Origin of the sequence: Streptococcus sp. D7B5, assembly GCF_029691405.1 — a bacterium.
In the GTDB taxonomy this organism is placed as follows: Bacteria; Bacillota; Bacilli; order Lactobacillales; family Streptococcaceae; genus Streptococcus.
Genome location: NZ_CP121467.1, coordinates 769,531 through 791,796, shown reverse-complemented (window position 1 = coordinate 791,796; position 22,266 = coordinate 769,531). Strand labels below are relative to the sequence as shown.

18 protein-coding genes and 1 pseudogene are annotated in these 22,266 nt (G+C 39.5%); 18 read left to right on the top strand and 1 reads right to left on the bottom strand.

The annotated features are described in order from the left end of the window. Positions 1-71 precede the first annotated feature (71 nt). From P8P68_RS03825 to P8P68_RS03770, 12 genes are all read left to right on the top strand, one after another. The gene (locus P8P68_RS03825) at positions 72-1,532 is read left to right on the top strand and encodes a nicotinate phosphoribosyltransferase (protein WP_000283148.1); all 1,461 of its coding nucleotides are present in this window, start codon (positions 72-74) and stop codon (positions 1,530-1,532) included. Further along, positions 1,529-2,353 (top strand): ammonia-dependent NAD(+) synthetase, encoded by an 825-nt coding sequence (gene nadE / locus P8P68_RS03820; RefSeq protein WP_000058070.1) that lies wholly within the window; start codon positions 1,529-1,531, stop codon positions 2,351-2,353. The genes P8P68_RS03825 and nadE overlap by 4 nt, the downstream gene beginning before the upstream one ends. Positions 2,354-2,793: 440 nt before the next feature. After that, positions 2,794-3,345 (top strand): GNAT family N-acetyltransferase, encoded by a 552-nt coding sequence (locus tag P8P68_RS03815; RefSeq protein WP_000643815.1) that lies wholly within the window; start codon positions 2,794-2,796, stop codon positions 3,343-3,345. A gap of 163 nt (positions 3,346-3,508) precedes the next feature. Further along, positions 3,509-4,219, top strand: a complete 711-nt coding sequence (gene ccdA2, locus P8P68_RS03810; protein WP_000370906.1) for a thiol-disulfide oxidoreductase-associated membrane protein CcdA2 — start codon at positions 3,509-3,511, stop codon at positions 4,217-4,219. A 13-nt stretch (positions 4,220-4,232) separates the two neighbouring features. After that, positions 4,233-4,796: a redoxin family protein gene (locus P8P68_RS03805; RefSeq protein WP_000759256.1), complete on the top strand. Its 564-nt coding sequence runs from the start codon at positions 4,233-4,235 to the stop codon at positions 4,794-4,796. Between the two features lie 9 nt (positions 4,797-4,805). Beyond that, the gene (gene msrB, locus P8P68_RS03800) at positions 4,806-5,918 is read left to right on the top strand and encodes a peptide-methionine (R)-S-oxide reductase MsrB (RefSeq protein WP_000998580.1); all 1,113 of its coding nucleotides are present in this window, start codon (positions 4,806-4,808) and stop codon (positions 5,916-5,918) included. A gap of 70 nt (positions 5,919-5,988) precedes the next feature. Next, positions 5,989-6,726 carry a response regulator transcription factor gene (locus P8P68_RS03795; protein WP_278276207.1) on the top strand — a complete coding sequence of 246 codons (738 nt, stop codon included), beginning with the start codon at positions 5,989-5,991 and terminating at the stop codon, positions 6,724-6,726. After that, entirely contained in the window at positions 6,723-8,414 is a 1,692-nt protein-coding gene (locus tag P8P68_RS03790) for a sensor histidine kinase (protein ID WP_278276206.1), read from the top strand. Before P8P68_RS03795 ends, P8P68_RS03790 begins: the two co-directional genes overlap by 4 nt. 109 nt (positions 8,415-8,523) lie before the next feature. Continuing rightward, entirely contained in the window at positions 8,524-9,087 is a 564-nt protein-coding gene (locus tag P8P68_RS03785; protein WP_000659502.1) for a TIGR01440 family protein, read from the top strand. A 264-nt stretch (positions 9,088-9,351) separates the two neighbouring features. Then, positions 9,352-11,073 carry an aminodeoxychorismate synthase component I gene (gene pabB / locus P8P68_RS03780; protein WP_278276205.1) on the top strand — a complete coding sequence of 574 codons (1,722 nt, stop codon included), beginning with the start codon at positions 9,352-9,354 and terminating at the stop codon, positions 11,071-11,073. Between the two features lie 106 nt (positions 11,074-11,179). Then, positions 11,180-12,226: an excalibur calcium-binding domain-containing protein gene (locus P8P68_RS03775; RefSeq protein WP_278276204.1), complete on the top strand. Its 1,047-nt coding sequence runs from the start codon at positions 11,180-11,182 to the stop codon at positions 12,224-12,226. 111 nt (positions 12,227-12,337) lie between these two features. Continuing rightward, positions 12,338-12,433 carry an Ltp family lipoprotein gene (locus tag P8P68_RS03770; RefSeq protein WP_278276203.1) on the top strand — a complete coding sequence of 32 codons (96 nt, stop codon included), beginning with the start codon at positions 12,338-12,340 and terminating at the stop codon, positions 12,431-12,433. 125 nt (positions 12,434-12,558) lie between these two features. On the opposite strand, the pseudogene P8P68_RS03765 reads toward P8P68_RS03770, so the two are convergent. Further along, positions 12,559-13,005 (bottom strand): annotated as a pseudogene (locus P8P68_RS03765) (helix-turn-helix domain-containing protein); the annotation flags it as partial. Between the two features lie 168 nt (positions 13,006-13,173). On the opposite strand from P8P68_RS03765, the gene P8P68_RS03760 reads away from it, so the two are divergent. The 6 genes from P8P68_RS03760 to P8P68_RS03735 all read left to right on the top strand — a co-directional run bounded on the left by P8P68_RS03760 (position 13,174) and on the right by P8P68_RS03735 (position 22,089). Beyond that, positions 13,174-15,582 carry an Ltp family lipoprotein gene (locus P8P68_RS03760; RefSeq protein ID WP_278276202.1) on the top strand — a complete coding sequence of 803 codons (2,409 nt, stop codon included), beginning with the start codon at positions 13,174-13,176 and terminating at the stop codon, positions 15,580-15,582. 125 nt (positions 15,583-15,707) lie between these two features. Further along, complete coding sequence (locus P8P68_RS03755; protein WP_000078594.1) at positions 15,708-16,667, top strand: ROK family glucokinase; 960 nt, start codon at positions 15,708-15,710, stop codon at positions 16,665-16,667. A 98-nt stretch (positions 16,668-16,765) separates the two neighbouring features. After that, on the top strand, positions 16,766-17,605 hold the full coding sequence (locus P8P68_RS03750) for a thymidylate synthase (RefSeq protein ID WP_000158622.1): 840 nt from the start codon (positions 16,766-16,768) through the stop codon (positions 17,603-17,605). A 636-nt stretch (positions 17,606-18,241) separates the two neighbouring features. Beyond that, positions 18,242-19,132 carry an Rgg/GadR/MutR family transcriptional regulator gene (locus P8P68_RS03745; RefSeq protein WP_000787635.1) on the top strand — a complete coding sequence of 297 codons (891 nt, stop codon included), beginning with the start codon at positions 18,242-18,244 and terminating at the stop codon, positions 19,130-19,132. Between the two features lie 223 nt (positions 19,133-19,355). Beyond that, entirely contained in the window at positions 19,356-20,552 is a 1,197-nt protein-coding gene (locus P8P68_RS03740; protein ID WP_000909921.1) for a radical SAM protein, read from the top strand. Next, positions 20,545-22,089: an ABC transporter ATP-binding protein gene (locus tag P8P68_RS03735; protein WP_278276299.1), complete on the top strand. Its 1,545-nt coding sequence runs from the start codon at positions 20,545-20,547 to the stop codon at positions 22,087-22,089. Before P8P68_RS03740 ends, P8P68_RS03735 begins: the two co-directional genes overlap by 8 nt. Positions 22,090-22,266 lie beyond the last annotated feature (177 nt).

Sequence of the window (22,266 nt, the reverse complement as noted above, 5' to 3'; positions counted from 1 at the left end):
CTAATTTATCGGATGGTGTGAAAGTGGTAGAATACATTCATACCTTTGTAAAGTAGGAAGAAGGAAAACAGATGTATCCAGATGATAGTTTGACATTGCACACGGACTTGTACCAGATTAACATGATGCAAGTTTACTTTGACCAAGGAATTCACAATAAGAAGGCGGTTTTTGAGGTTTACTTCCGCCAGCAACCTTTTCAGAACGGCTATGCGGTTTTTGCTGGTTTGGAAAGAATTGTACATTATCTTGAAGATTTGCGCTTTTCAGATAGCGATATTGACTACTTGGAGTCGCTTGGCTATCATGGAGAATTCTTGGACTACCTACGAAATCTCAAGTTAGAATTAACAGTTCGTTCCGCTCAGGAAGGGGACTTGGTTTTTGCTAATGAGCCGATTGTACAGGTTGAAGGCCCTCTTGCCCAATGCCAGTTGGTCGAAACGGCTCTTTTAAACATCGTTAACTTTCAAACCTTGATAGCGACCAAGGCAGCACGTATTCGTTCAGTCATTGAAGATGAGCCCTTGATGGAATTCGGGACACGTCGTGCGCAAGAAATGGATGCGGCTATCTGGGGAACACGCGCAGCCGTGATTGGTGGAGCCAACGGGACTAGCAATGTGCGAGCAGGGAAGCTCTTTGGAATTCCCGTACTAGGAACTCACGCCCATGCCTTGGTACAGGTTTATGGAAACGACTATAAGGCCTTTAAGGCCTATGCATCAACCCATCGTGATTGTGTCTTTCTAGTAGATACTTATGATACGCTTCGAATCGGTGTGCCAGCTGCTATTCAGGTAGCGCGTGAGTTGGGTGATAAGATTAATTTTAAAGGCGTTCGTATCGACTCAGGGGATATAGCCTATATTTCCAAGAAAGTTCGCCAACAGTTAGATGAGGCTGGATATCCAGATGCCAAAATTTACGCTTCCAATGACCTCGATGAAAATACCATCCTTAACCTCAAAATGCAACACGCTAAGATTGACGTTTGGGGGGTGGGTACCAAGCTGATTACGGCCTATGACCAGCCAGCCCTTGGAGCGGTTTATAAGATTGTAGCTATCGAAGATGAAACTGGTAAGATGCGCAATACCATCAAGCTTTCAAGCAATGCTGAAAAAGTATCGACCCCAGGTAAGAAGCAAGTATGGCGCATTACTAGTCGTGAAAAAGGTAAGTCAGAAGGTGACTACATCACCTATGACGGTGTGGATGTTGCCAGCATGACAGAAATCAAAATGTTCCATCCGACCTATACTTACATCAAAAAGACCGTTCGTAATTTTGATGCCGTTCCTCTCTTGGTGGAAATTTTCAAAGAAGGAACATTAGTTTACAACTTGCCTAGTTTAACTGAGATTCAAGCCTATGCTCGTAAGGAATTTGACAAGCTTTGGGATGAGTATAAACGGGTACTCAATCCGCAACACTATCCAGTGGACTTGGCGCGTGATATTTGGCAGGACAAAATGGACTTGATTGACAAGATGCGCAAAGAAGCCCTTGGTGAAGGAGAAGAAGAATGAGTTTGCAAGAGGTCATTATCCAGCAACTAGGTGTCAAACCAGTGATTGACGCCCAAGAGGAAATTCGTCGTTCCATTGACTTTTTAAAGAGATACTTGAAAAAATATCCTTTCCTTAAAACCTTTGTACTAGGGATTTCTGGGGGTCAGGACTCAACCTTGGCAGGGCGCTTGGCGCAATTAGCTATGGAAGAAATGCGAGCAGAGACAGGAGATGACAGCTACCAATTTATTTCTGTCCGCCTGCCATATGGAGTGCAAGCTGATGAAGCAGATGCTCAAAAAGCTCTTGCTTTCATCCAGCCAGATGTCAGCTTGGTTGTGAATATCAAGGAATCAGCTGATGCTATGACAGCTGCAGTCGAAGCGACAGGAAGTCCTGTTTCAGACTTTAACAAGGGAAATATCAAGGCTCGTAGTCGTATGATTGCCCAATATGCCCTTGCGGGTGCCCATAGCGGAGCGGTCATTGGAACAGACCATGCTGCGGAAAATATCACAGGCTTTTTTACCAAGTTTGGTGACGGTGGTGCAGATATTCTCCCTCTTTACCGCCTCAATAAACGCCAAGGGAAACAACTCTTGAAGGAACTTGGTGCAGACTCAGCTCTTTATGAAAAAATCCCAACAGCAGACCTAGAAGAAGACAAACCTGGACTTGCTGACGAAGTTGCACTTGGAGTCACTTACAATGAAATTGATGATTACCTTGAAGGCAAAACAATCAGCCCAGAAGCTCAAGCGACTATCGAAAACTGGTGGTACAAAGGCCAACACAAACGCCACCTACCAATCACCGTATTTGATGACTTTTGGGAGTGAGACAGAAATCGGTAACTCGAAGAGTTCGATTTCGTTGTCTCACCCCCGCAACGATGACTAGGTTTGAAAAAGCTTGGTAAAGCGCATTTCAAACCAGACAGCGACTGCGTCAAGTAACTAGATGAAAAACTTGTTTTCTAGCTGTTACTGAGTATAGTCTTTTTACCCTGAGCCTAGAAATGAGAAAGCGAGGAAGGTCCGGGGGACCTTTTTAGCCCGAGTCTAGAAACAGGAAAACGAGGCAGATTCGGTAACTCGAAGAGTTCGATTTTCCTTGTCTCACCCCCGCAACGATGACTAGGTTTGAAGAAGCTTGGTAAAGTGCATTTCAAACCAGACAGCGACTGCGTCAAGTAACTAGATGAAAAACTTGTTTTCTAGCTGTTACTGAGTATAGTCTTTTTATCTTGAGCCTTAAGCTTAGAAAGCGAGGTAACATTATGAAAGCAATCGGTACGCAAATATTACAGACAGAACGTTTAATTTTGAGAAGATTTGTGGAGAGTGATGCAGAAGCCATGTTTCAAAATTGGGCTTCGTCTGCTGAGAATCTGACCTATGTCACCTGGGATCCTCATCCTGATGTTGAAGCGACTCGGAACTCGATTCGAAATTGGGTTGCATCCTATACTAATCCCAACTATTACAAATGGGCCATTTGTCTCAAAGAGAACCCAGAGCATGTGATAGGAGATATCAGCATCATTGAAATGCACGAGGAAGATTTAAGTTGTGAAATTGGGTATGTTTTAGGAAAAAACTTTTGGGGCCGAGGTATGATGACAGAGGCCTTGAAAGCTGTGTTAGATTTTTGTTTTACTCAAGCAGGCTTTCAAAAAGTCAGAGCTCGTTACGCTAGTCTCAATCTAGCTTCAGGCCGTGTTATGGAAAAAGCGGGAATGTCTTATCTAAAAACCATTGCCAATGGTGTGGAGAGAAAAGACTACGTTGCGGACCTTATTTATTACCAGATAAGTAGGGAGGACAGGTGATTCTCTTTTCTGTTTCTACCAAAGTCAGACCTTGTCTGGCTTTTTTTGTGCCAGATTTCTAAATAAGCTGATTAAATTCCTATTTTTCCCTATCATTGTCCCTGTTTTTTCTGGAGTTTTGGGGATATAATAGACCTATCAAATCAAAGAATGGAGGAAGGCAATGGACAATGTAATCTTTTTTATTAGTGTTTTTCTTGCTGGAATTCTTTCCTTCTTTTCTCCTTGTATTTTACCCTTGTTGCCAGTCTATGCAGGAGTCTTATTGGATGATAAGAATGATGCTCAGGCTTCTAGTGGAAAATTTTCAATCTCACTTGTTAGTTTATTGCGAACTTTGGCCTTTATAGCGGGGATTTCTTTTATCTTTATCTTACTGGGTTATGGAGCTGGTTTTTTAGGCAATTTGCTGTATGCTTCCTGGTTTCAGTATGTGACAGGTGCGATTATCATTCTCTTGGGCTTACACCAGATGGAAGTCCTACATTTGCAGGGGCTTTACAAGGAAAGAAGGCTACAATTAAAGAGACAGGGGCAAAAGGGTAACGGCTATAGTCAGGCATTTTTACTGGGGTTGACCTTTAGTTTTGCTTGGACGCCATGTGTGGGGCCAGTTCTGGGCTCTGTTTTGGCCTTGGCGGCTTCAGGTGGTTCAGGAGCTTTGCAGGGTGCTGGTCTCATGTTGGTTTTCACGCTGGGTTTGGCGCTACCATTTTTGGTTCTAGCTCTTGCTTCCAGTTATGTTTTGAAACATTTCCGAAAACTCCATCCTTATCTCGGAACCCTCAAAAAAGTAGGTGGTTTCCTCATTATCGTGATGGGAATCTTGGTGCTTTTGGGAAATGCTTCCATTTTGACTACATTATTTGAATAGAGAGGAAAAAGAAATGAAAAAATGGCAAACATGTCTCCTTGGAGTAGGCTCAATCTGTTGTTTGGCAGCCTGTTCGGCTAAAAACATGTCAGACGAGTCTACTATGAAGGAGCAATCCAAAACAGAACAAGTTAGTTCACAAACTGCGACTAAAGGTCAGGAAGTCGCTGATTTTGAATTGACAGGTGTAGATGGCAAGACCTATCGTTTATCTGATTACAAGGGCAAGAAAGTTTATCTCAAATTCTGGGCTTCTTGGTGTTCCATCTGTCTAGCCAGCCTTCCAGATACGGACGAAATCGCTAAGGATGCTGGTGATGACTATGTAGTTTTGACAGTGGTCTCTCCTGGTCATAAGGGGGAGCAATCTGAAGCGGACTTTAAGAATTGGTACAAGGGCTTGGATTATAAAAATTTTCCAGTTCTAATTGATCCATCAGGCAAACTTTTGGAAAGTTATGGTGTCCGTTCCTACCCGACTCAAGCCTTTATAGACAAGGAAGGCAAGCTGGTCAAAACACAACCAGGTTTTATGGATAAGGATATGATTTTAAAAGAATTGAAAGAAATGGGGTAGAGAAAGGCTATGAATGATAAAGTAAAACTTTTTGTCTTGGCAGGGGTTATTCTCCTAGCCATAACCGGTTTCTATTTTCTATTGATGCGAAATGCAGGGCAGACAGATAGCTCGCAAATTGAGAAAGCATCCGTTAGCCAAGGAGGAAAAACAGTGAAAAAAACAGAAATTAGTAAAGACGCAGACTTGCACGAAATTTATCTAGCTGGAGGTTGTTTCTGGGGAGTGGAGGAATACTTCTCACGCGTGCCTGGAGTGACAGATGCCGTTTCAGGCTATGCGAACGGTAGAGGGGAAACAACCAAGTACGAATTGATCAATCAAACAGGACATGCGGAGACTGTCCATGTCACCTATGATGCTAATCAAATTTCCCTCAAGGAAATCCTGCTTCATTACTTCCGCATCATTAATCCAACCAGCAAAAATAAACAAGGAAATGATGTGGGGACCCAGTATCGTACTGGCGTTTATTACACAGATGAAAAGGATTTGGAGGTAATCAACCAAGTCTTTGATGAGGTGGCTAAGAAATACGACCAACCTCTGGCAGTTGAAAAGGAAAACTCGAAGAATTTTGTGGTGGCGGAGGATTATCACCAAGACTACCTCAAGAAAAATCCAAATGGCTACTGTCATATCAATGTTAATCAGGCTGCCTACCCTGTCATCGATGCCAGTAAATATCCTAAACCAAGCGATGAAGAATTGAAAAAGACCTTGTCACCTGAGGAGTATGCAGTTACCCAGAAAAATCAAACAGAACGAGCTTTTTCAAACCGCTATTGGGATAAATTTGAATCTGGTATCTATGTGGATGTAGCTACTGGTGAACCCCTCTTTTCATCAAAGGACAAGTTTGAGTCTGGTTGTGGCTGGCCTAGTTTCACCCAACCCATCAGCCCAGATGTTGCTACCTACAAGGAAGATAAGTCTTACAATATGACGCGCATGGAAGTGAGAAGTCGAGTTGGAGATTCTCACCTTGGCCATGTCTTTACAGATGGGCCTCAGGACAAGGGTGGCTTGCGCTACTGTATCAATAGTCTTTCTATCCGATTTATTCCCAAAGACCAAATGGCAGAAAAAGGCTATGCCTATTTACTAGATTATGTTGATTAAGAAGTCTTTCCTAAGCAGTTAGAGGAGAATTTTGCTATACTGATACTAGTAAGTGGTAAAGGAGCAGAGCATGACCTACACAATCTTAATCGTAGAAGATGAGTATCTGGTAAGACAAGGCTTGACCAAGCTGGTCAATGTAGCAGCCTACGATATGGAAATCATCGGTCAGGCTGAAAATGGAAGGCAGGCTTGGGACTTAATTCAAAAGCAGGTGCCAGATATCATTTTAACCGATATCAACATGCCTCAGCTGAATGGAATCCAGTTGGCCAGTCTGGTACGAGAAACCTATCCTCAGGTGCATCTGGTATTTTTGACAGGTTACGATGATTTTAATTATGCCTTGTCTGCTGTCAAACTCGGTGTAGATGATTACCTGCTCAAACCCTTTTCTCGTCAGGATATTGAGGAAATGTTGGGGAAAATCAAGCAAAAACTAGACAAGGAAGAAAAAGAAGAGCAGTTACAAGATTTATTAACCGATAAGTTTGAGGGAAATATTGCTCAGAAAATCCAGTCCCATCTAGCTGACAGTCAGTTTAGTTTGAAGTCTTTGGCCAGTGACCTAGGTTTTAGTCCGACTTATCTGAGTTCCTTAATTAAGAAAGAGTTGGGCTTGCCTTTTCAGGATTATCTGGTGAGAGAGCGTGTCAAACAGGCCAAGCTCTTGCTTCTGACCACAGATTTAAAGATTTATGAGATAGCCGAAAAGGTTGGTTTTGAAGATATGAACTACTTTACCCAGCGTTTTAAACAGATTGCAGGTGTGACACCTCGTCAGTTTAAGAAGGGGGAAGGCCGATGAAGCGTTCTTCTCTTTTAGTCAGAATGGTTATTTCCATCTTTCTGGTCTTTCTCATTCTCCTAGCTCTGGTTGGGACTTTCTACTATCAATCTAGTTCATCAGCTATTGAGGCCACTATTGAGGGCAATAGCCAAACGACCATTAGCCAAACTAGCCACTTTATTCAGTCTTATATCAAAAAATTAGAAACCACCTCTACCAGTTTGACCCAGCAGAAGGATATCCTAACCTATGCTGAGAATCCTAACCAAGTCCAAGCCAAGGGAATCAGAGATCTGTTTTTGACTATCTTAAAGGCAGATCAGGACTTGAAAACGGTGGTACTGGTATCCAAATCCGGTCAGGTCATTTCCACTGATGACAGTGTGCAGATGAAAACTTCCTCTGATATGATGGCTGAGGATTGGTACCAAAAGGCTATTCATCAGGGAGCTAAGCCAGTTTTGACACCAGCTCGTAAATCAGACAGTCAGTGGGTCATTTCTGTTACTCAGGAACTTGTTGATGCAGAGGGGGGCAATCTTGGCGTGCTTCGTTTGGATATTTCCTACGAAACTCTGGAAGCCTATCTTAACCAACTCCAGTTGGGTCAGCAGGGTTTTGCCTTTATCATCAATGAAAAGCATGAATTTGTCTACCATCCTAAACGTACTGTCTATAGCTCAGCGAGTGAAATGGAGGCCATGAAACCCTACATCGAGACGGGGCAGGGCTATACGCTGGATCATCAATCCTACGTCAGTCAGGAACAGATTGCAGGGACTGATTGGACGGTTATAGGCGTGTCTTCGCTGGAGAAGCTAGACCAGGTTCGGAGTCAACTCATGTGGACCTTGCTTGCTGCTAGTGCCTTATCTCTTCTTGCCTGTCTCTGCTTGGTGTGGTTCAGTCTCAAACGCTGGATTGCGCCTTTGAAGGACCTGAGAGAAACCATGCTGAAAATTGCTTCTGGTACACAAAATCTTCGTGCTAAAGAAGCTGGTGCCTATGAACTGAGAGAAGTGACTCGCCAGTTCAATGCCATGTTGGATCAGATTGATCAGTTGATGGAAGATGTGCGCAGGCAGGAAGAAGCGACCCGGCAGTATGAACTTCAAGCACTGTCGAGCCAGATTAACCCCCATTTCCTCTATAATACTTTAGACACTATCATCTGGATGGCTGAGTTTCAGGATAGTCAGCGAGTGGTTCAGGTGACCAAGTCCTTGGCAACCTATTTCCGCTTGGCGCTCAATCAAGGAAAGGATTTGATTTCTCTTTCTGATGAAATCAATCATGTTCGCCAGTACCTCTTTATCCAGAAACAACGCTATGGTGATAAGCTGGAGTATGAGATTGATGAAAATCCTGACTTTGGTAACCTAGTCTTACCCAAGTTGGTGTTGCAACCTCTTGTAGAAAATGCTCTTTACCATGGTATTAAGGAGAAGGAAGGTCAGGGCCATATTAAAGTTTCTGTTCAGAGACAGGATATAGGGGTTGTCATCCGCATTGAGGATGATGGTGTTGGTTTCCAAGCTACTAGCGATAGTAGTCAAAGTCAGCTCAAACGTGGAGGAGTTGGCCTTCAAAATGTCAACCAACGACTCAAACTTCATTTTGGAGACAATTACCAGATGAAGATCAATTCTGCACCCGAAAAAGGGACGACAGTTGAAATATGCATTAATAAAATAGTAATTAGCTAACTCCCAGTCTATTCTGGGAGTTTTGCTTTTAAAAATCAGAATGATTAGTTGGCCTTGATAAAATCAGTAAAAAAAGATATGATAGAGAGTGACAAAAGAGGTATCAAGTATGAAGGAAAAAGACATTCAAAGAGCAACAAGCCAGATTGTAGAAGATGTAATAGAAAAGGCTAATTTGAGGCAAGGAGCTATCTTTGTTTTGGGCCTTTCTTCTAGTGAGGTAATGGGTGGTCAGATTGGTAAGGAATCCAGTCAAGAAATTGGGGAAGTCATTGTGAAGACTATTCTAGATATCCTAGAGGAAAAAGGGATTCATCTAGCCGTTCAAGGTTGTGAACATGTCAATCGGGCCCTCGTTGTGGAACGTCAGGTTGCAGAGCAGTTTGGCCTGGAAATTGTTAGTGTCCTTCCGACACTTCATGCAGGAGGTTCAGGTCAGTTGGCAGCTTTCAAGTTTATGCGGGATCCAGTTGAGGTTGAATTTATCAAGGCCCATGCTGGATTAGATATCGGAGATACCGCAATTGGCATGCATGTCAAGCATGTTCAGGTTCCGATTCGCCCTCTTTTGAGAGAGATTGGGCACGCCCACGTAACGGCTCTAGCTAGTCGTCCCAAATTAATCGGAGGTGCGCGTGCGCAGTATCCACAAGATTCTATCAGAAAGTCATGAAATTCTTCTGTAGTAACAGAAGAAAAGCAAAAGACAGAGGAAAAATGGTATAGATACCATGACTTCCTCTGTTCTTTTTTGTTGAATTCTTGTGCAAAGTGCTCCAAATAAGACCAGTATTTACAAGAAGAAGGGGTACTATCTGATGGAGAATTGCCAAAAAGTAGAAAAAAACAAGGTAGAGAATTTTTTTCGTTATAGAAATCAGTAAACAAAGCTGGATTTAGCTGTTCTAGGTCGGCTTTTTTGTGCTATACTTAAGATATGCATAGAAAAACAGTGATTGATTTTAGAGCTTTGGGGGAGAGATACACTTTTACCCAGCCGATTAAAGAGTTAAAAACGAGAGATTTATCAGAAGTGGCGGATTTGCTAGCACAAGTGGAAAGCTACCAAGAGCAAGGCTATTATGTGGTGGGCTACGTTAGTTACGAGGCTGCACCTGCATTTGAGGAGAAATTAGCAGTTCATAAAGCTCCTTTACTGGGCGAGTATCTGCTATATTTTACAGTTCATGATAGGGTAGAAACATCGCCTATTCCTCTGACTTATGAGGAAGTAGATCTGCCTTCAAAGTGGCAAGAAGTAACATCTGCGACAGACTATGAAAAGGCGATTGCTCAGATTCACCATCATTTGCGTCAGGGGGATACCTACCAGGTCAACTACACTGTCCAACTCAAGCAAGACCTAAGTGCCAATCCCTTTGCCATCTACAATCGCATGGTGGTAGAACAGGAGGCGGGCTACAATGCCTATGTTGAACATGACGAGATGGCGGTGATTTCCATGAGCCCAGAGCTCTTTTTTGAGCAAAATGACCGTGAATTAACGACTCGCCCAATGAAAGGAACAACCCAGCGGGGAGTGACTGACCAAGAAGACCTTGCCCAAGCTAGCTGGCTAGAACAGGATCCTAAAAATCGCTCTGAAAATATGATGATTGTGGATCTTTTGCGCAACGATATGAACCGTATTTCTGAGGTGGGGAGTGAGCACGTGGAGCGTCTTTGCCAAGTGGAACAGTATTCAACCGTTTGGCAGATGACGTCGACCATCAAGAGTCAGTTGCGACCGGATGTGGACCTAGTTGAAATCTTCCGTTCGCTCTTTCCATGTGGATCCATCACAGGAGCTCCCAAAATTGCGACCATGGAAATTATTAAGGACTTGGAGCCCCAACCACGCGGAGTCTACTGCGGAACGATTGGTCTCTTACTTCCAAATGGACGACGGATTTTCAATGTCGCCATTCGGACCATTCAACTGCATCAAGGGAAAGCCATCTATGGAGTTGGAGGCGGGATTACTTGGGATAGCACCTGGGAATCTGAATACCGAGAGGTTCATCAAAAGGCGGCTGTACTCTATCGTAAACAAGCACGTTTCCAATTGATTACAACTGGGAAAATCAGCCAGAAAAACTTGTTATTTGAAGAACAACATCTGGAAAGACTGACAAAGGCTAGTCGATATTTTGCCTATCCTTTTAATCCGGAAGAACTGAGACAAAAGATAGAGAAAGAGTGCCAAGTTTGTGATGCTAATCAAGACTACCGCTTGCGAATCATCCTCAGCAAATCTGGAGAGATAGAACTCAGTAGCCAAATCTTAACACCCCTTAGTCCAAGTTTCTGTCAGGCTCAACTTTGTCTGCAAGAAGCAGATTTGAATCAAGCGTTTACCTACTTTAAAACAACTAATAGACCACACTTAAGTCTAGGGGAACAGGAAATCATTTACCATAATGCAACAGGAGAACTACTTGAGACTTCTATTGGAAATCTGATCTTAAAAATTAATGGTAAACTCTATACACCACTTACCAGTCAAGGAATTTTGCCAGGAATCTATCGTCAGCATTTGCTAAAAACAGGACAGGTAGAGGAAAAAGTCTTGACTTTGGCAGACTTGAACCAAGCAGAAGCTATCTATGGCTGTAACGCAGTCAGAGGTTTGTATGAGTTGGAAGTGAATCCTAAATGATTCTTTAAATTTAAAAACAACATGATAAATATGTTAAATAATTTGAATTGTTGAATTAAGTTTGATAAAATAAAAAGAAAACGATGTCATTTTATGGGAGGAAATGATGAAAAAAACAGTTCTTTTTAAAGCTGGTCTAGCTAGCTTGTCTGCGTTGATGATGCTCGCTCAACCGACTTTTGCTAATGATACAATTCACTTTTCAAATTGTACAGAAGCGTGGGAAAATGGCTATTCTGATATCCATAGAGGAGAGCCTGGATATTCTTCAAGACTAGACAAAGATGGTGATGGAGTTGCCTGTGAACGCTCAAAAGCTCCTCGAGGTGTTTTTAAACCACGCCAATCTCATTCTCAATCTAGTCGAACAACTAGTGGTTGGGTGAATCGTGACGGTGCTTGGTATTACCTCAAATCCGACGGATCATACGTTACAAACAGCTGGCAAGGAAATTACTATCTCAAGTCAGATGGCAAGATGGCCAAAAATGAATGGCTTTATGACAACGTCTACCAAGGCTGGTATTACCTCAAATCAGATGGTACTTATGCAAAAAACAGCTGGCAAGGTGATTATTATCTCAAGTCCGATGGTAAGATGGCTAAAAGCGAGTGGATTTATGACGGAGTCTACCAAGGCTGGTATTACCTCAAATCCGACGGATCATATGCTAAGAACAGTTGGCAAGGAAATTACTATCTTAAGTCCGATGGTAAGATGGCTAAAAGCGAGTGGATTTATGATGGAGGCTACCAAGGCTGGTATTACCTCAAATCTGATGGATCATATGCTAAGAACAGTTGGCAAGGAAATTACTATCTCAAGTCCGATGGTAAGATGGCTAAAAGCGAGTGGATTTATGATGGAGGCTACCAAGGTTGGTATTATCTCAAATCTGACGGATCATATGCTAAAAGCAGTTGGCAAGGAAATTACTATCTCAAGTCCGATGGTAAGATGGCCAAGAATGAATGGGTTGATGGTGGACGTTACTTTGTAGGTTCTGATGGCTTATGGCAAAATCACTCAGTTAGCCAGTCCAGCTCTAACCAAACTAAAACAGACTATACAAATGCTCTTGAGAAAGCAAAAAATTACAATTCGTGGGCAAATATGTCTAAGAAGCGTTTGTACAAACAATTGACTTCTTAATATGGAGAAAAATTTTCAAATGATGCAGCTCAATATGCTATTGATCATCTAAAAGCTGATTATAAATATAATGCATTGTTTAATGCTAAGAACTATAGAAAATTATTTAATATGTCTAAATCTGGTCTTTTCAATCAATTGACCTCTTATATAGATGGCTTTACAGAAGAAGAAGCTAATTATGCAATTCAACATCTTGACGACTAATTATTTAGAATAACTATTTTAACACTGATTGACAAGTCAAGTGTAACAAAGTTGTTCCTCTAATTAAGAGAGTATCTTTAAAGCTGTTTGAGTGAGCTCAAACAGCTTTTTTTGCGGACTATAGCCAAGTTCAAAATAGAAGGTTCTCCTATTGTCTTTCCACTCAGAACAGAATGGATTTTCCAATTTCAAAAAGGGGTTGGAGTTTATAGGTGTGAACAAAGGCATCTATGCTATGTCCCGTTGGTTTCTCTCCCATTACTTCTGTAAATTCTTTCAGAAAGTCGTCCGATAAACGATCTAGTTTCAAATAATAGCTGGCTTCTCTAGCATACTGATAACGGTTATGGGTAGCATCTGCATAATGGTGTAGGTAATAGATATTCTGCCCATTGACCTATTTCACTTGTGTTATGGAACCACGATTCATTTTACGAGTAATAGTAGAGCAGTTTCCCCCAGTCTACGAGCAAACTCAGCAGGTTTGAGTCCTACGTTTAAATAAGCTTCAATTTCTAGTCGCTCAGCTTCAGATAAGTGCTTGTATGAGAATAATTAGTGGACATGTTCATCTTCCTTTATACTGTTTTTCGCAACTCCAGTATATCAGATGAACATGACTTTTGTGTTGCACTTCATTTTAAAATAGGGCTTTCATAGATAGTTATTATTTGAGTGTAAAAAAATAAAATATATGGTATACTAATAAGTATAAATCATTAAAAACAATGGAGATTTTTATGAAAAAATCAAAAAAAATTTTAGTAACCAGCTTAGCAACTGCAACACTGGGACTTATTGCATTATCAGATACAACTGGAGACTTTCCTTTTTCGGCTCAGCATGTTTCTGCTCAAGAAAAGGATGCATCTAAAAATGGTAAGGTTGTAAAAGAGAATACAACTTCGGCGTCAAATCAAGCTGAGAAATCAAAAACACCAGCGCAAAAACCTGCTGAGAAACCAAAAACACCAGCACCGAAACCAGAACCAAAACCAGAACCAAAACCAGCGCCGAAACCAGCGCCAAAGCCAGCACCAAAACCAGCACCAAAACCTGCTGAGAAACCTAAAAATACAAGTCCTAAAGAGGATAAGTCCAAATCTACAGCTCAGTCTGGTTGGGTAGGCTCATCGTACTATGAAAATGGTACTAAAGTTACTAATAAGTGGATTTTTGATAAAAAAGCTAATTCTTATTTCTATCTAAATGCTTCGGGAAACTATGTCCAAAATGCTTGGGTAGGCAATTACTATCTTAAATCAGATGGTAAGATGGCTAAAGCTGAGTGGATTTATGATAAAAACTATGGATCCTATTATTATCTAACCGCAGAAGGTAGCTACGCTCGAAACGCATGGGTAGGTAATTACTATCTCAAATCAAATGGGAAGAGAGCTAAAAATGAATGGATTTATGACAATAACTATGGGTCATACTATTATTTAACAGGAGAAGGCAGCTACGCTCGCAACACATGGGTAGGCAATTACTATCTAAAATCAGATGGTAAGATGGCTAAAGCTGAGTGGATTTATGACAAAAACTATGGATCCTATTATTATCTAACAGCAGAAGGCAGCTACGCTCGCAACAAATGGGTAGGAAATTACTATCTAAAATCAGATGGTAAGATGGCCAAAAATGAATGGGTAGATGGTGGTCGTTATTATGTAGGAGACGATGGTTTGTGGCAACCAAAACCAGCGCCAAAGCCAGCACCAAAACCAGCTGAGAAACCGAAAACGCCAGCACCAAAACCAGCTGAGAAACCGAAAACGCCAGCACCAAAACCAGCTGAGAAACCGAAAACGCCAGCACCAAAACCAGCTGAGAAACCGAAAACGCCAGCACAAAAACCTGCTGAGAAACCAAAAACACCAGCACCAAAACCGGCTGAAAAAACTAAAGAAACAACTCCTAAACAGGATAAATCACAATCTAAAGTTCAGTCTGGCTGGGTAGGAAATTACTACCTCAAATCAGATGGAAAGAGAGCTAAAAATGAATGGGTAGATGGTGGTCGTTATTATGTTGATTCTGATGGAAAAAAGGTTAAAAGTGACTGGATTTATGATAAAAACTATGGTTCATATTATTATCTAACAGCAGAAGGAAGCTCTGCTCGCAATAAATGGGTAGGAAATTATTACCTCAAATCAGATGGAAAGATGGCCAAGAATGAATGGGTAGATGGTGGCCGTTATTATGTTGAATCAGATGGTAAAATGGCTAGGGATAAATGGGTAGATGGTGGCCGTCACTATGTAGACTACGATGGTGTGCGGCAACCAAAACTAGATGGGAAGCAGTACAATGCTGCTTTAAATAAAGCGAAAAGCTATAATTCGGTTTTACATATGTCAAAAAAAGATCTCTATAACCAATTAACGTGGAATGGTTTTTCAAGTTCAGTAGCGCAGTATGCCATCGATCACTTGAATGCAGATTACAAAGCAAATGCCTTAATTACAGCAAGAGAATACCGAAAGAATAACCATTTATCAAAGACAGAGATTTATGAGTGGCTAACTTCTTCTTATGTTGGAAAATTTACAAAAGAAGAAGCAAACTATGCAATTCAAAAACTTAATCTACCATCAGAAGGCAGCCAAGCTCGCAATAAATGGGTAGGAAATTATTATTTCAAATCAGATGGAAAGATGGCCAAGAATGAATGGGTAGATGGTGGCCGTTACTATGTTGATTCTGAAGGCAAAATGGTAAGGGGCAAATGGGTAGATGGTGGCCGTTATTATGTTGAATCAGATGGTAAAATGGCTAGGGATAAATGGGTAGATGGTGGCCGTCACTATGTAGGATACGATGGTGTGCGGCAACCAAAACTAGATGGGAAGCAGTACAATGTTGCTTTAAATAGAGCGAAAAGCTATAATTCGGTTTTACATATGTCAAAAAAAGATCTCTATAACCAATTAACGTGGAATGGTTTTTCAAGTTCAGCAGCGCAGTATGCCATCGATCACTTGAATGCAGATTACAAAGCAAATGCCTTGATTACAGCAAGAAAATACCGAAAGAATAACCATTTATCAAAGACAGAGATTTATGAGTGGCTAACTTCTTCTTATGTTGGAAAATTTACAAAAGAAGAAGCAAACTATGCAATTCAACATTTAGGTGACTAATTTTTACAAATAGTGAAGCAAATGAGATGTTTTAATTTTGGCTTGTAGCCTGCAAACCTTTGCACAAATCTAATGATTTTGTTATACTATATCTGTAAGCATTTTCAATTAAAAAGGAGAAGACGATGAGTCAAAAGATTATTGGGATTGACCTTGGTGGGACATCTGTTAAGTTCGCAATTTTAACTCAAGAAGGAGAAATCCAAGAAAAATGGTCTATTAAGACCAATATTTTGGATGAGGGAAGCCATATCGTAGATAATATGATTGAGTCTATTCAGCATCGTTTGGACTTGCTTGGATTGTCAGCTACGGATTTCCGAGGTATTGGAATGGGATCACCGGGTGTGGTTGACCGTGAAAAAGGGACTGTTATCGGTGCATACAACCTCAACTGGAAAACCCTTCAACCGATTAAAGAAAAGATTGAAAAAGCCTTGGGCATTCCATTCTTCATCGATAATGATGCCAACGTAGCTGCTCTTGGTGAGCGCTGGATGGGGGCTGGTGATAATCAACCTGACGTTGTCTTTATGACACTGGGTACAGGTGTTGGTGGTGGTATCGTGGCAGAAGGCAAATTGCTTCACGGTGTTGCTGGTGCAGCAGGTGAGCTTGGCCACATCACTGTTGACTTTGACCAACCAATCGCATGTACCTGTGGTAAAAAAGGCTGTCTTGAGACAGTTGCTTCTGCAACAGGGATTGTCAACTTGACTCGTCGTTATGCAGATGAATACGAAGGCGATGCAGCTTTGAAACGCTTGATTGATGACGGAGAAGAAGTAACTGCTAAAACTGTCTTTGACCTTGCAAAAGAAGGGGACGACCTCGCCTTGATCGTTTACCGTAACTTCTCACGTTACTTGGGTATTGCGTGTGCTAATATCGGCTCAATCCTCAACCCTTCAACAATCGTTATCGGAGGTGGAGTATCAGCAGCGGGAGAATTTCTTCTACAAGGTGTTCAAAAGGTTTATGACGAAAACACCTTCCCACAAGTACGCACAACAACTAAATTGGCTCTTGCAACTCTAGGAAATGACGCTGGAGTTATCGGGGCAGCATCACTTGTATTGCAATAAGATCATAAAAGGAGAAAAACACTACTTTAAAGCCAGTGAATTTCCTCCTTTCTTTTTTTATGCTATACTAGTTAGGACAATAAATGAGGTGAGAGTAAATGACAAAAGCTGATACGATTTTTAAAGAGAATATTGAACGAATCCTCAAAGACGGTGTCTTTTCTGAGCAGGCACGTCCCAAGTATAAGGATGGGACCGTAGCCAACTCCAAGTACGTAACGGGTGCCTTTGCCGAGTATGACTTGGCTATGGGGGAATTTCCCATCACAACCTTGCGTCCCATTGCGATCAAATCCGCCATCAAGGAAGTACTCTGGATCTACCAAGATCAGTCTAATAGCTTAGATGTTCTCAATGACAAGTACAATGTTCACTACTGGAATGACTGGGAAGTGGGAGATACGGGAACCATCGGTGAACGCTATGGGGCAGTCGTTAAGAAACACGACATCATCAATAAGATACTTAAACAGTTGGAAGCCAACCCTTGGAATCGTCGCAATATCATCTCACTCTGGGATTACCAAGCTTTTGAGGAGACAGATGGTCTTCTTCCATGCGCCTTTCAGACCATGTTTGATGTCCGTCGGGTTGATGGGGACATCTATCTGGATGCGACCTTGACCCAGCGTTCGAATGATATGCTGGTGGCCCACCACATCAATGCTATGCAGTATGTGGCTCTTCAAATGATGATTGCCAAGCATTTCGGATGGAAGGTTGGGAAGTTTTTCTATTTTATCAACAACCTTCATATCTATGATAATCAGTTTGAACAAGCAGAGGAATTGCTCCGTCGTGAGTCGTCAAACTGCCAACCACGTTTGGTCTTGAATGTACCAGATAAGACTAATTTCTTTGACATCAAAGCCGAGGACTTTGAGTTGGTTGACTATGATCCGGTTAAGCCACAGCTGAAGTTTGATTTGGCTATTTAAGAAAAATGTAAATATCCTTCTATGACTAACACCTCATAAGTTAGACAGAAAAATCTAACTTATGAGGTGTTTTCTTATGTTGTAATTTATGAGGATAAAGTTCAAATTTATAATCTGCAAAAGCAGGCTTTTCGTCAACTGTAGTGGTCTAGCGAAAAGCCTTTTTAAGACAGGTATAGGAGTCATTGTGCTGACTATAGTTAAACTTTTTCGGACTAAGCATATCCTTCTGTCTGCTAGGACGAGTGTAAGGAGAGATAGGAGTGATGTCTTAATTCAGTAAGAACTTAAGTTTAATGGGAGTTTTGTAACTGGAATTCGCGATAATGTAAGAAAGTTTGATGTTTTCTATCTAGCTAAAGAGGGCAGGCAATACCTGACTGTTACGTACATTACCTGCCTCCAAACTATAAGCCTGCGCTCAGCAGTACTTATCGCTGAGCAGTCTAGGCAAAACTCTCCTTAGAAATTAAGATTATCCAACTCCGATAATAATAATTCCTTCTAGTAAAAAGAGTAGGAGTGGTAATATTTTTTGTTTTTTCATGTGTAATCCTCACTTTTGTTTTTTTTTATTATATGTTATTATTGGGGTGAATAAAATATATTCCCATATATGCGTGATGGAGGTTCAGAATGAAAAATTTTGGAGAAATTTTTAAAAAGTTTAGAGAATCAAGAGGATTGCGGTTAAAGGATCTCACGAAGGCTGGTATATCAACATCTCAGCTTTCACGTTTCGAAAAAGGAGAAACGGATTTAACCATTTCAAAGTTTATACATATTCTAAATGAAATTAACATGCCAATTGATGAATTTATGTATGCCGTTCATGATTTTCATCGTGATGAACTAAATGAACTATTAGCTCAGGTTAGGAAATGTGTAACGACTCGCGACATTGAAGGGATGAAGAGATTGTTGATATCTCAAATGGAAAATGAAGGAAAACGAGAGAAATTTCATCATATAAATACCATTTTAGTTAAAATTCGCCTTCAGGATTTATCGGGAGAAAAATACTATAATGAAACAGATTTGGATGATTTAACCGATTATCTATTTGGTGTTGAATATTGGGGATATTATGAATTGTTGATTTTCATGAATACTTTGGATGTTCTAAAACATGATGTTTTTATGGTTTTAGCAAGAGAAATGTCTAGACGATCAGATTTTTATAAAGAAATTCCTATTAATCGACGCCTGATTTCAACCATGTTGCTTAATGCTTATATTACCTGTATTGAAAAGAAAAAGTTTATGGATGCTTTGTATTTTGAAAAACAATTGAAACAATGCTTTTTTATCGAGACAGAAATTTATGAAAGACTCATTTTTCTCTATGCTCAAAACCTTTATCGCTATCAAAAAAACGGAAATAAGATTGCAATTATTGAAATGGAAAAATGTATTGGAGCAATAAAATTAGCAGGCAGTAACCACTTAGCAAAGATTTATGAAGGACATTTAAAAAAAGTTTTAGGGGAGGACAGTCGTCAAGCAGATATGGGAAAGAAATTTTGACTGAACTATTGAATGATATAATCATATCATCAAATAAAGGAGGACAATAAAATGGATAATCTCAAAATTATCGATTTGGAAGAATTACTAGCCAATAAATCAGCCTATGTTATTCATGATTGCGGCCCTAGTCATTCTTGTGGTGGAGGTCGGTAACGACTATCTTATTTTTATTGTGAGAGGGATTTTTATTCCCTCTCTATGTTATATAGGGGGAATAATTATGTTAAAAGCATTTATTACAGAATCCGATACTCTTTATTTTAATTCTGAAACCTTTACTTTATCAACTTCAATAGATGATTTGAATAATAATATCAAAAAAGAAAACGATTATAATATTTTAAAAAAAGTAGTAATCAATATTTCAAATAACTGTAATCTTTCATGTACATACTGCTATGCTGATGGTGGTAATTACGGAATGATGAATCAACTGATGAATATTGATACAGCAGATAAAATTATTGATCAGCTAGTCTCTCGCAGAATTCAATGTATAAAGAGATTAATCCTTTTTGGAGGCGAGCCGTTTTTAAATATTGATTTGTTTGTTTATATTATTGAAAAGCTATCTAAAAATATTGAGATTCAAAAAATTGAAACTGTGACAAATGGTACCATCCTAAATAAGAAAGTTGAAATGATGATTAACAATTATCATCCTTTTTTAACAGTTAGCCTTGATGGCCCACAATTGATTCACGATAAGTTAAGAGGCAAGGGAAGTCATAGACGAACATTGAATTTTATTCAGTATTTAAAAGAAATAGATTACGAAAATTTTGAAGTCGCTTCTACTTACACGCGGATGCATCAAATACTTGGATTTCAAAAAGGGGATATCTATAGATATTTTACTGATATGGGTGTTAGATTTAATATCAATAATGTATTTAGCAAAAATAAAATTCTAATAGTTAAAGAAATGGAAATGACTGAAGAAAATAGAAAAACATTTATCGATCAGTCATTCGAAGATATTATCAATAATAATGTTAAAAACTACATTAGCCCGATTGTTTATGATGTGCTACTTTCAATGATTTTTAAAAGTAAGATAGAATCGTTTTGTGATGATATTGATCCAGAAACAACAATAACATTTGATGTTGATGGATCAACTAAATCTTGCTTTAGATTTTGGGGGACCCATAGCAGTGATAAAGTTACACAATTCAATAATAAGGATAACTTTTCTAAGTGTAAAGATTGTTGGTGTAGAGGAATGTGCATGGAATGTGTCGCAAATATGATTGATGGCTATTCATCAATTATTTCTGAAGAAGGAAAATTTATTGAGTGTAAAAAACAAGATTTAATGGAATACTGTATTTATAAAATTATTGAATTGAGTAAGGATAAAGAGCGTTTAACAAAATTAGTTAACAATTTTGAAAGGTTCATTAGATATGCTTAAAAAGTTCATCACAAAAAAACATTTGGTGCTCTATTTTATTTTCATTGCTATTACGTGGTTAGAGGCTATCATCACACCAACCTTGGTATCGATGATTATAGCCAGTTTTGAGAAGAAGATTCTGGATGATTTATGGATAGCCCTTACTGTAGGTATAATTGGTAATTTATTTATTCTTATTGGATTGGCTGGGAAAAGGTATTATTATGCCAAGTTAGTAGCAGATTTCACTTGGATCATGAAATATAAATTGTTTGAGCATTTTCTATATAATAAAAATAGTAAAAAAGAGGATATCCTATCCAATCTTGAAAACGATGTCAAACAATTAGAAACGTCTTATCTCGAACCAGCAGTCATTATTATTTCCTCAGTTGGTTTTACAATAGTTTCCATTGTATATGCATTGACAACAAATTTTTGGTTGGGCTGGATATTTATCTTTTTTTACTCTATGCCTGTACTCTGTAGTGGTATAGGTAGTAAAAAATTAGCCCTTATTTCTGAGGAAAAAGCGACGTCGAATCAGGAGTACTTGTCTCAGACAACGAATATCATTGGTGGAGAGAGTGTGATTAAAAATTACGGTGCTATGGATTTCTTCTATTCTCTTTTCAGAAGAGCCTTGTCGAAGAGAATTGATCAGGACATTCGTTATGAACAACAACGTACGATTAATAATATTCTCATTAATAGTATTGACGCATTTTGTTCGGTAGTTCCCATCATTATCGGTGGTATAATGACTTATTATAATTATTTGTCAGGAGCTAGTTTTGTTGCAATTTATCTAGTATCTCATAACATAGGCTATCAATTCAATGAATTGTCATATTTTATCAATACCTATAAATCAAGCAAGCAGCTTAGGAATCGTTATGATTTTCTACTTCAAGATGCGATTATACAAACAGATGACCTGTCTTCAACATCACTTTTTCCTATCTTAGTTGATTGCGTCAGTTTAAGTTTTGAAGATAATATACTTTTTGAAAATCTATCATTTGAAATTAAAAAAGGAGAAAAAATTGCTCTAATAGGTGCAAGTGGTTGTGGTAAGTCAACCTTACTTAACCTCATCTATGGGCAACTATCTCCAGATTTGGGGAAGGTGACTTATGCTGGTCAGATCTTAAATCAAGAGCAAGTTGCCAAATCAGCTTCTTATATTTTACAAGATTCCTATATTTTTGATGGTTTATCACTTGAGGAGAATATTACCCTTGGAGAGTCGATGGATAATATAAAGATGGACCTGATTCTTAATCGAGTAAATCTAGAATTTTTAAAGGGACATCTTCTTTATGGAAATCATCTTTCTGGTGGGGAAAAGCAACGTATAGAAATCGCTCGCAGTTTGTATCATAATAGTGATCTGATTTTGGCAGACGAGGTTAAAGCCAATCTTGATAAAGTGAATTCAAAACAAATTTCAAATATCTTATTAACCCTTCCACAAACCTTGGTTGAGGTAATCCACCATTATGATGAGGAGACACTTGCACAATACGACAAAGTAATTAATTTGTCTCAGTGACAATCAATAAAAAGAGGAAAGTATGTCTCGTTCATTTGTAAAATTATTAGTACGCGAATTGTTTGCATTTGGATGACAGTTAACATCATTGTGTATATATACGTTATTACAAAATCTGATATTGTAAATTTAATAGATTCAATATTGCCTTTTTATGAATAATATAAGTAAAGAATA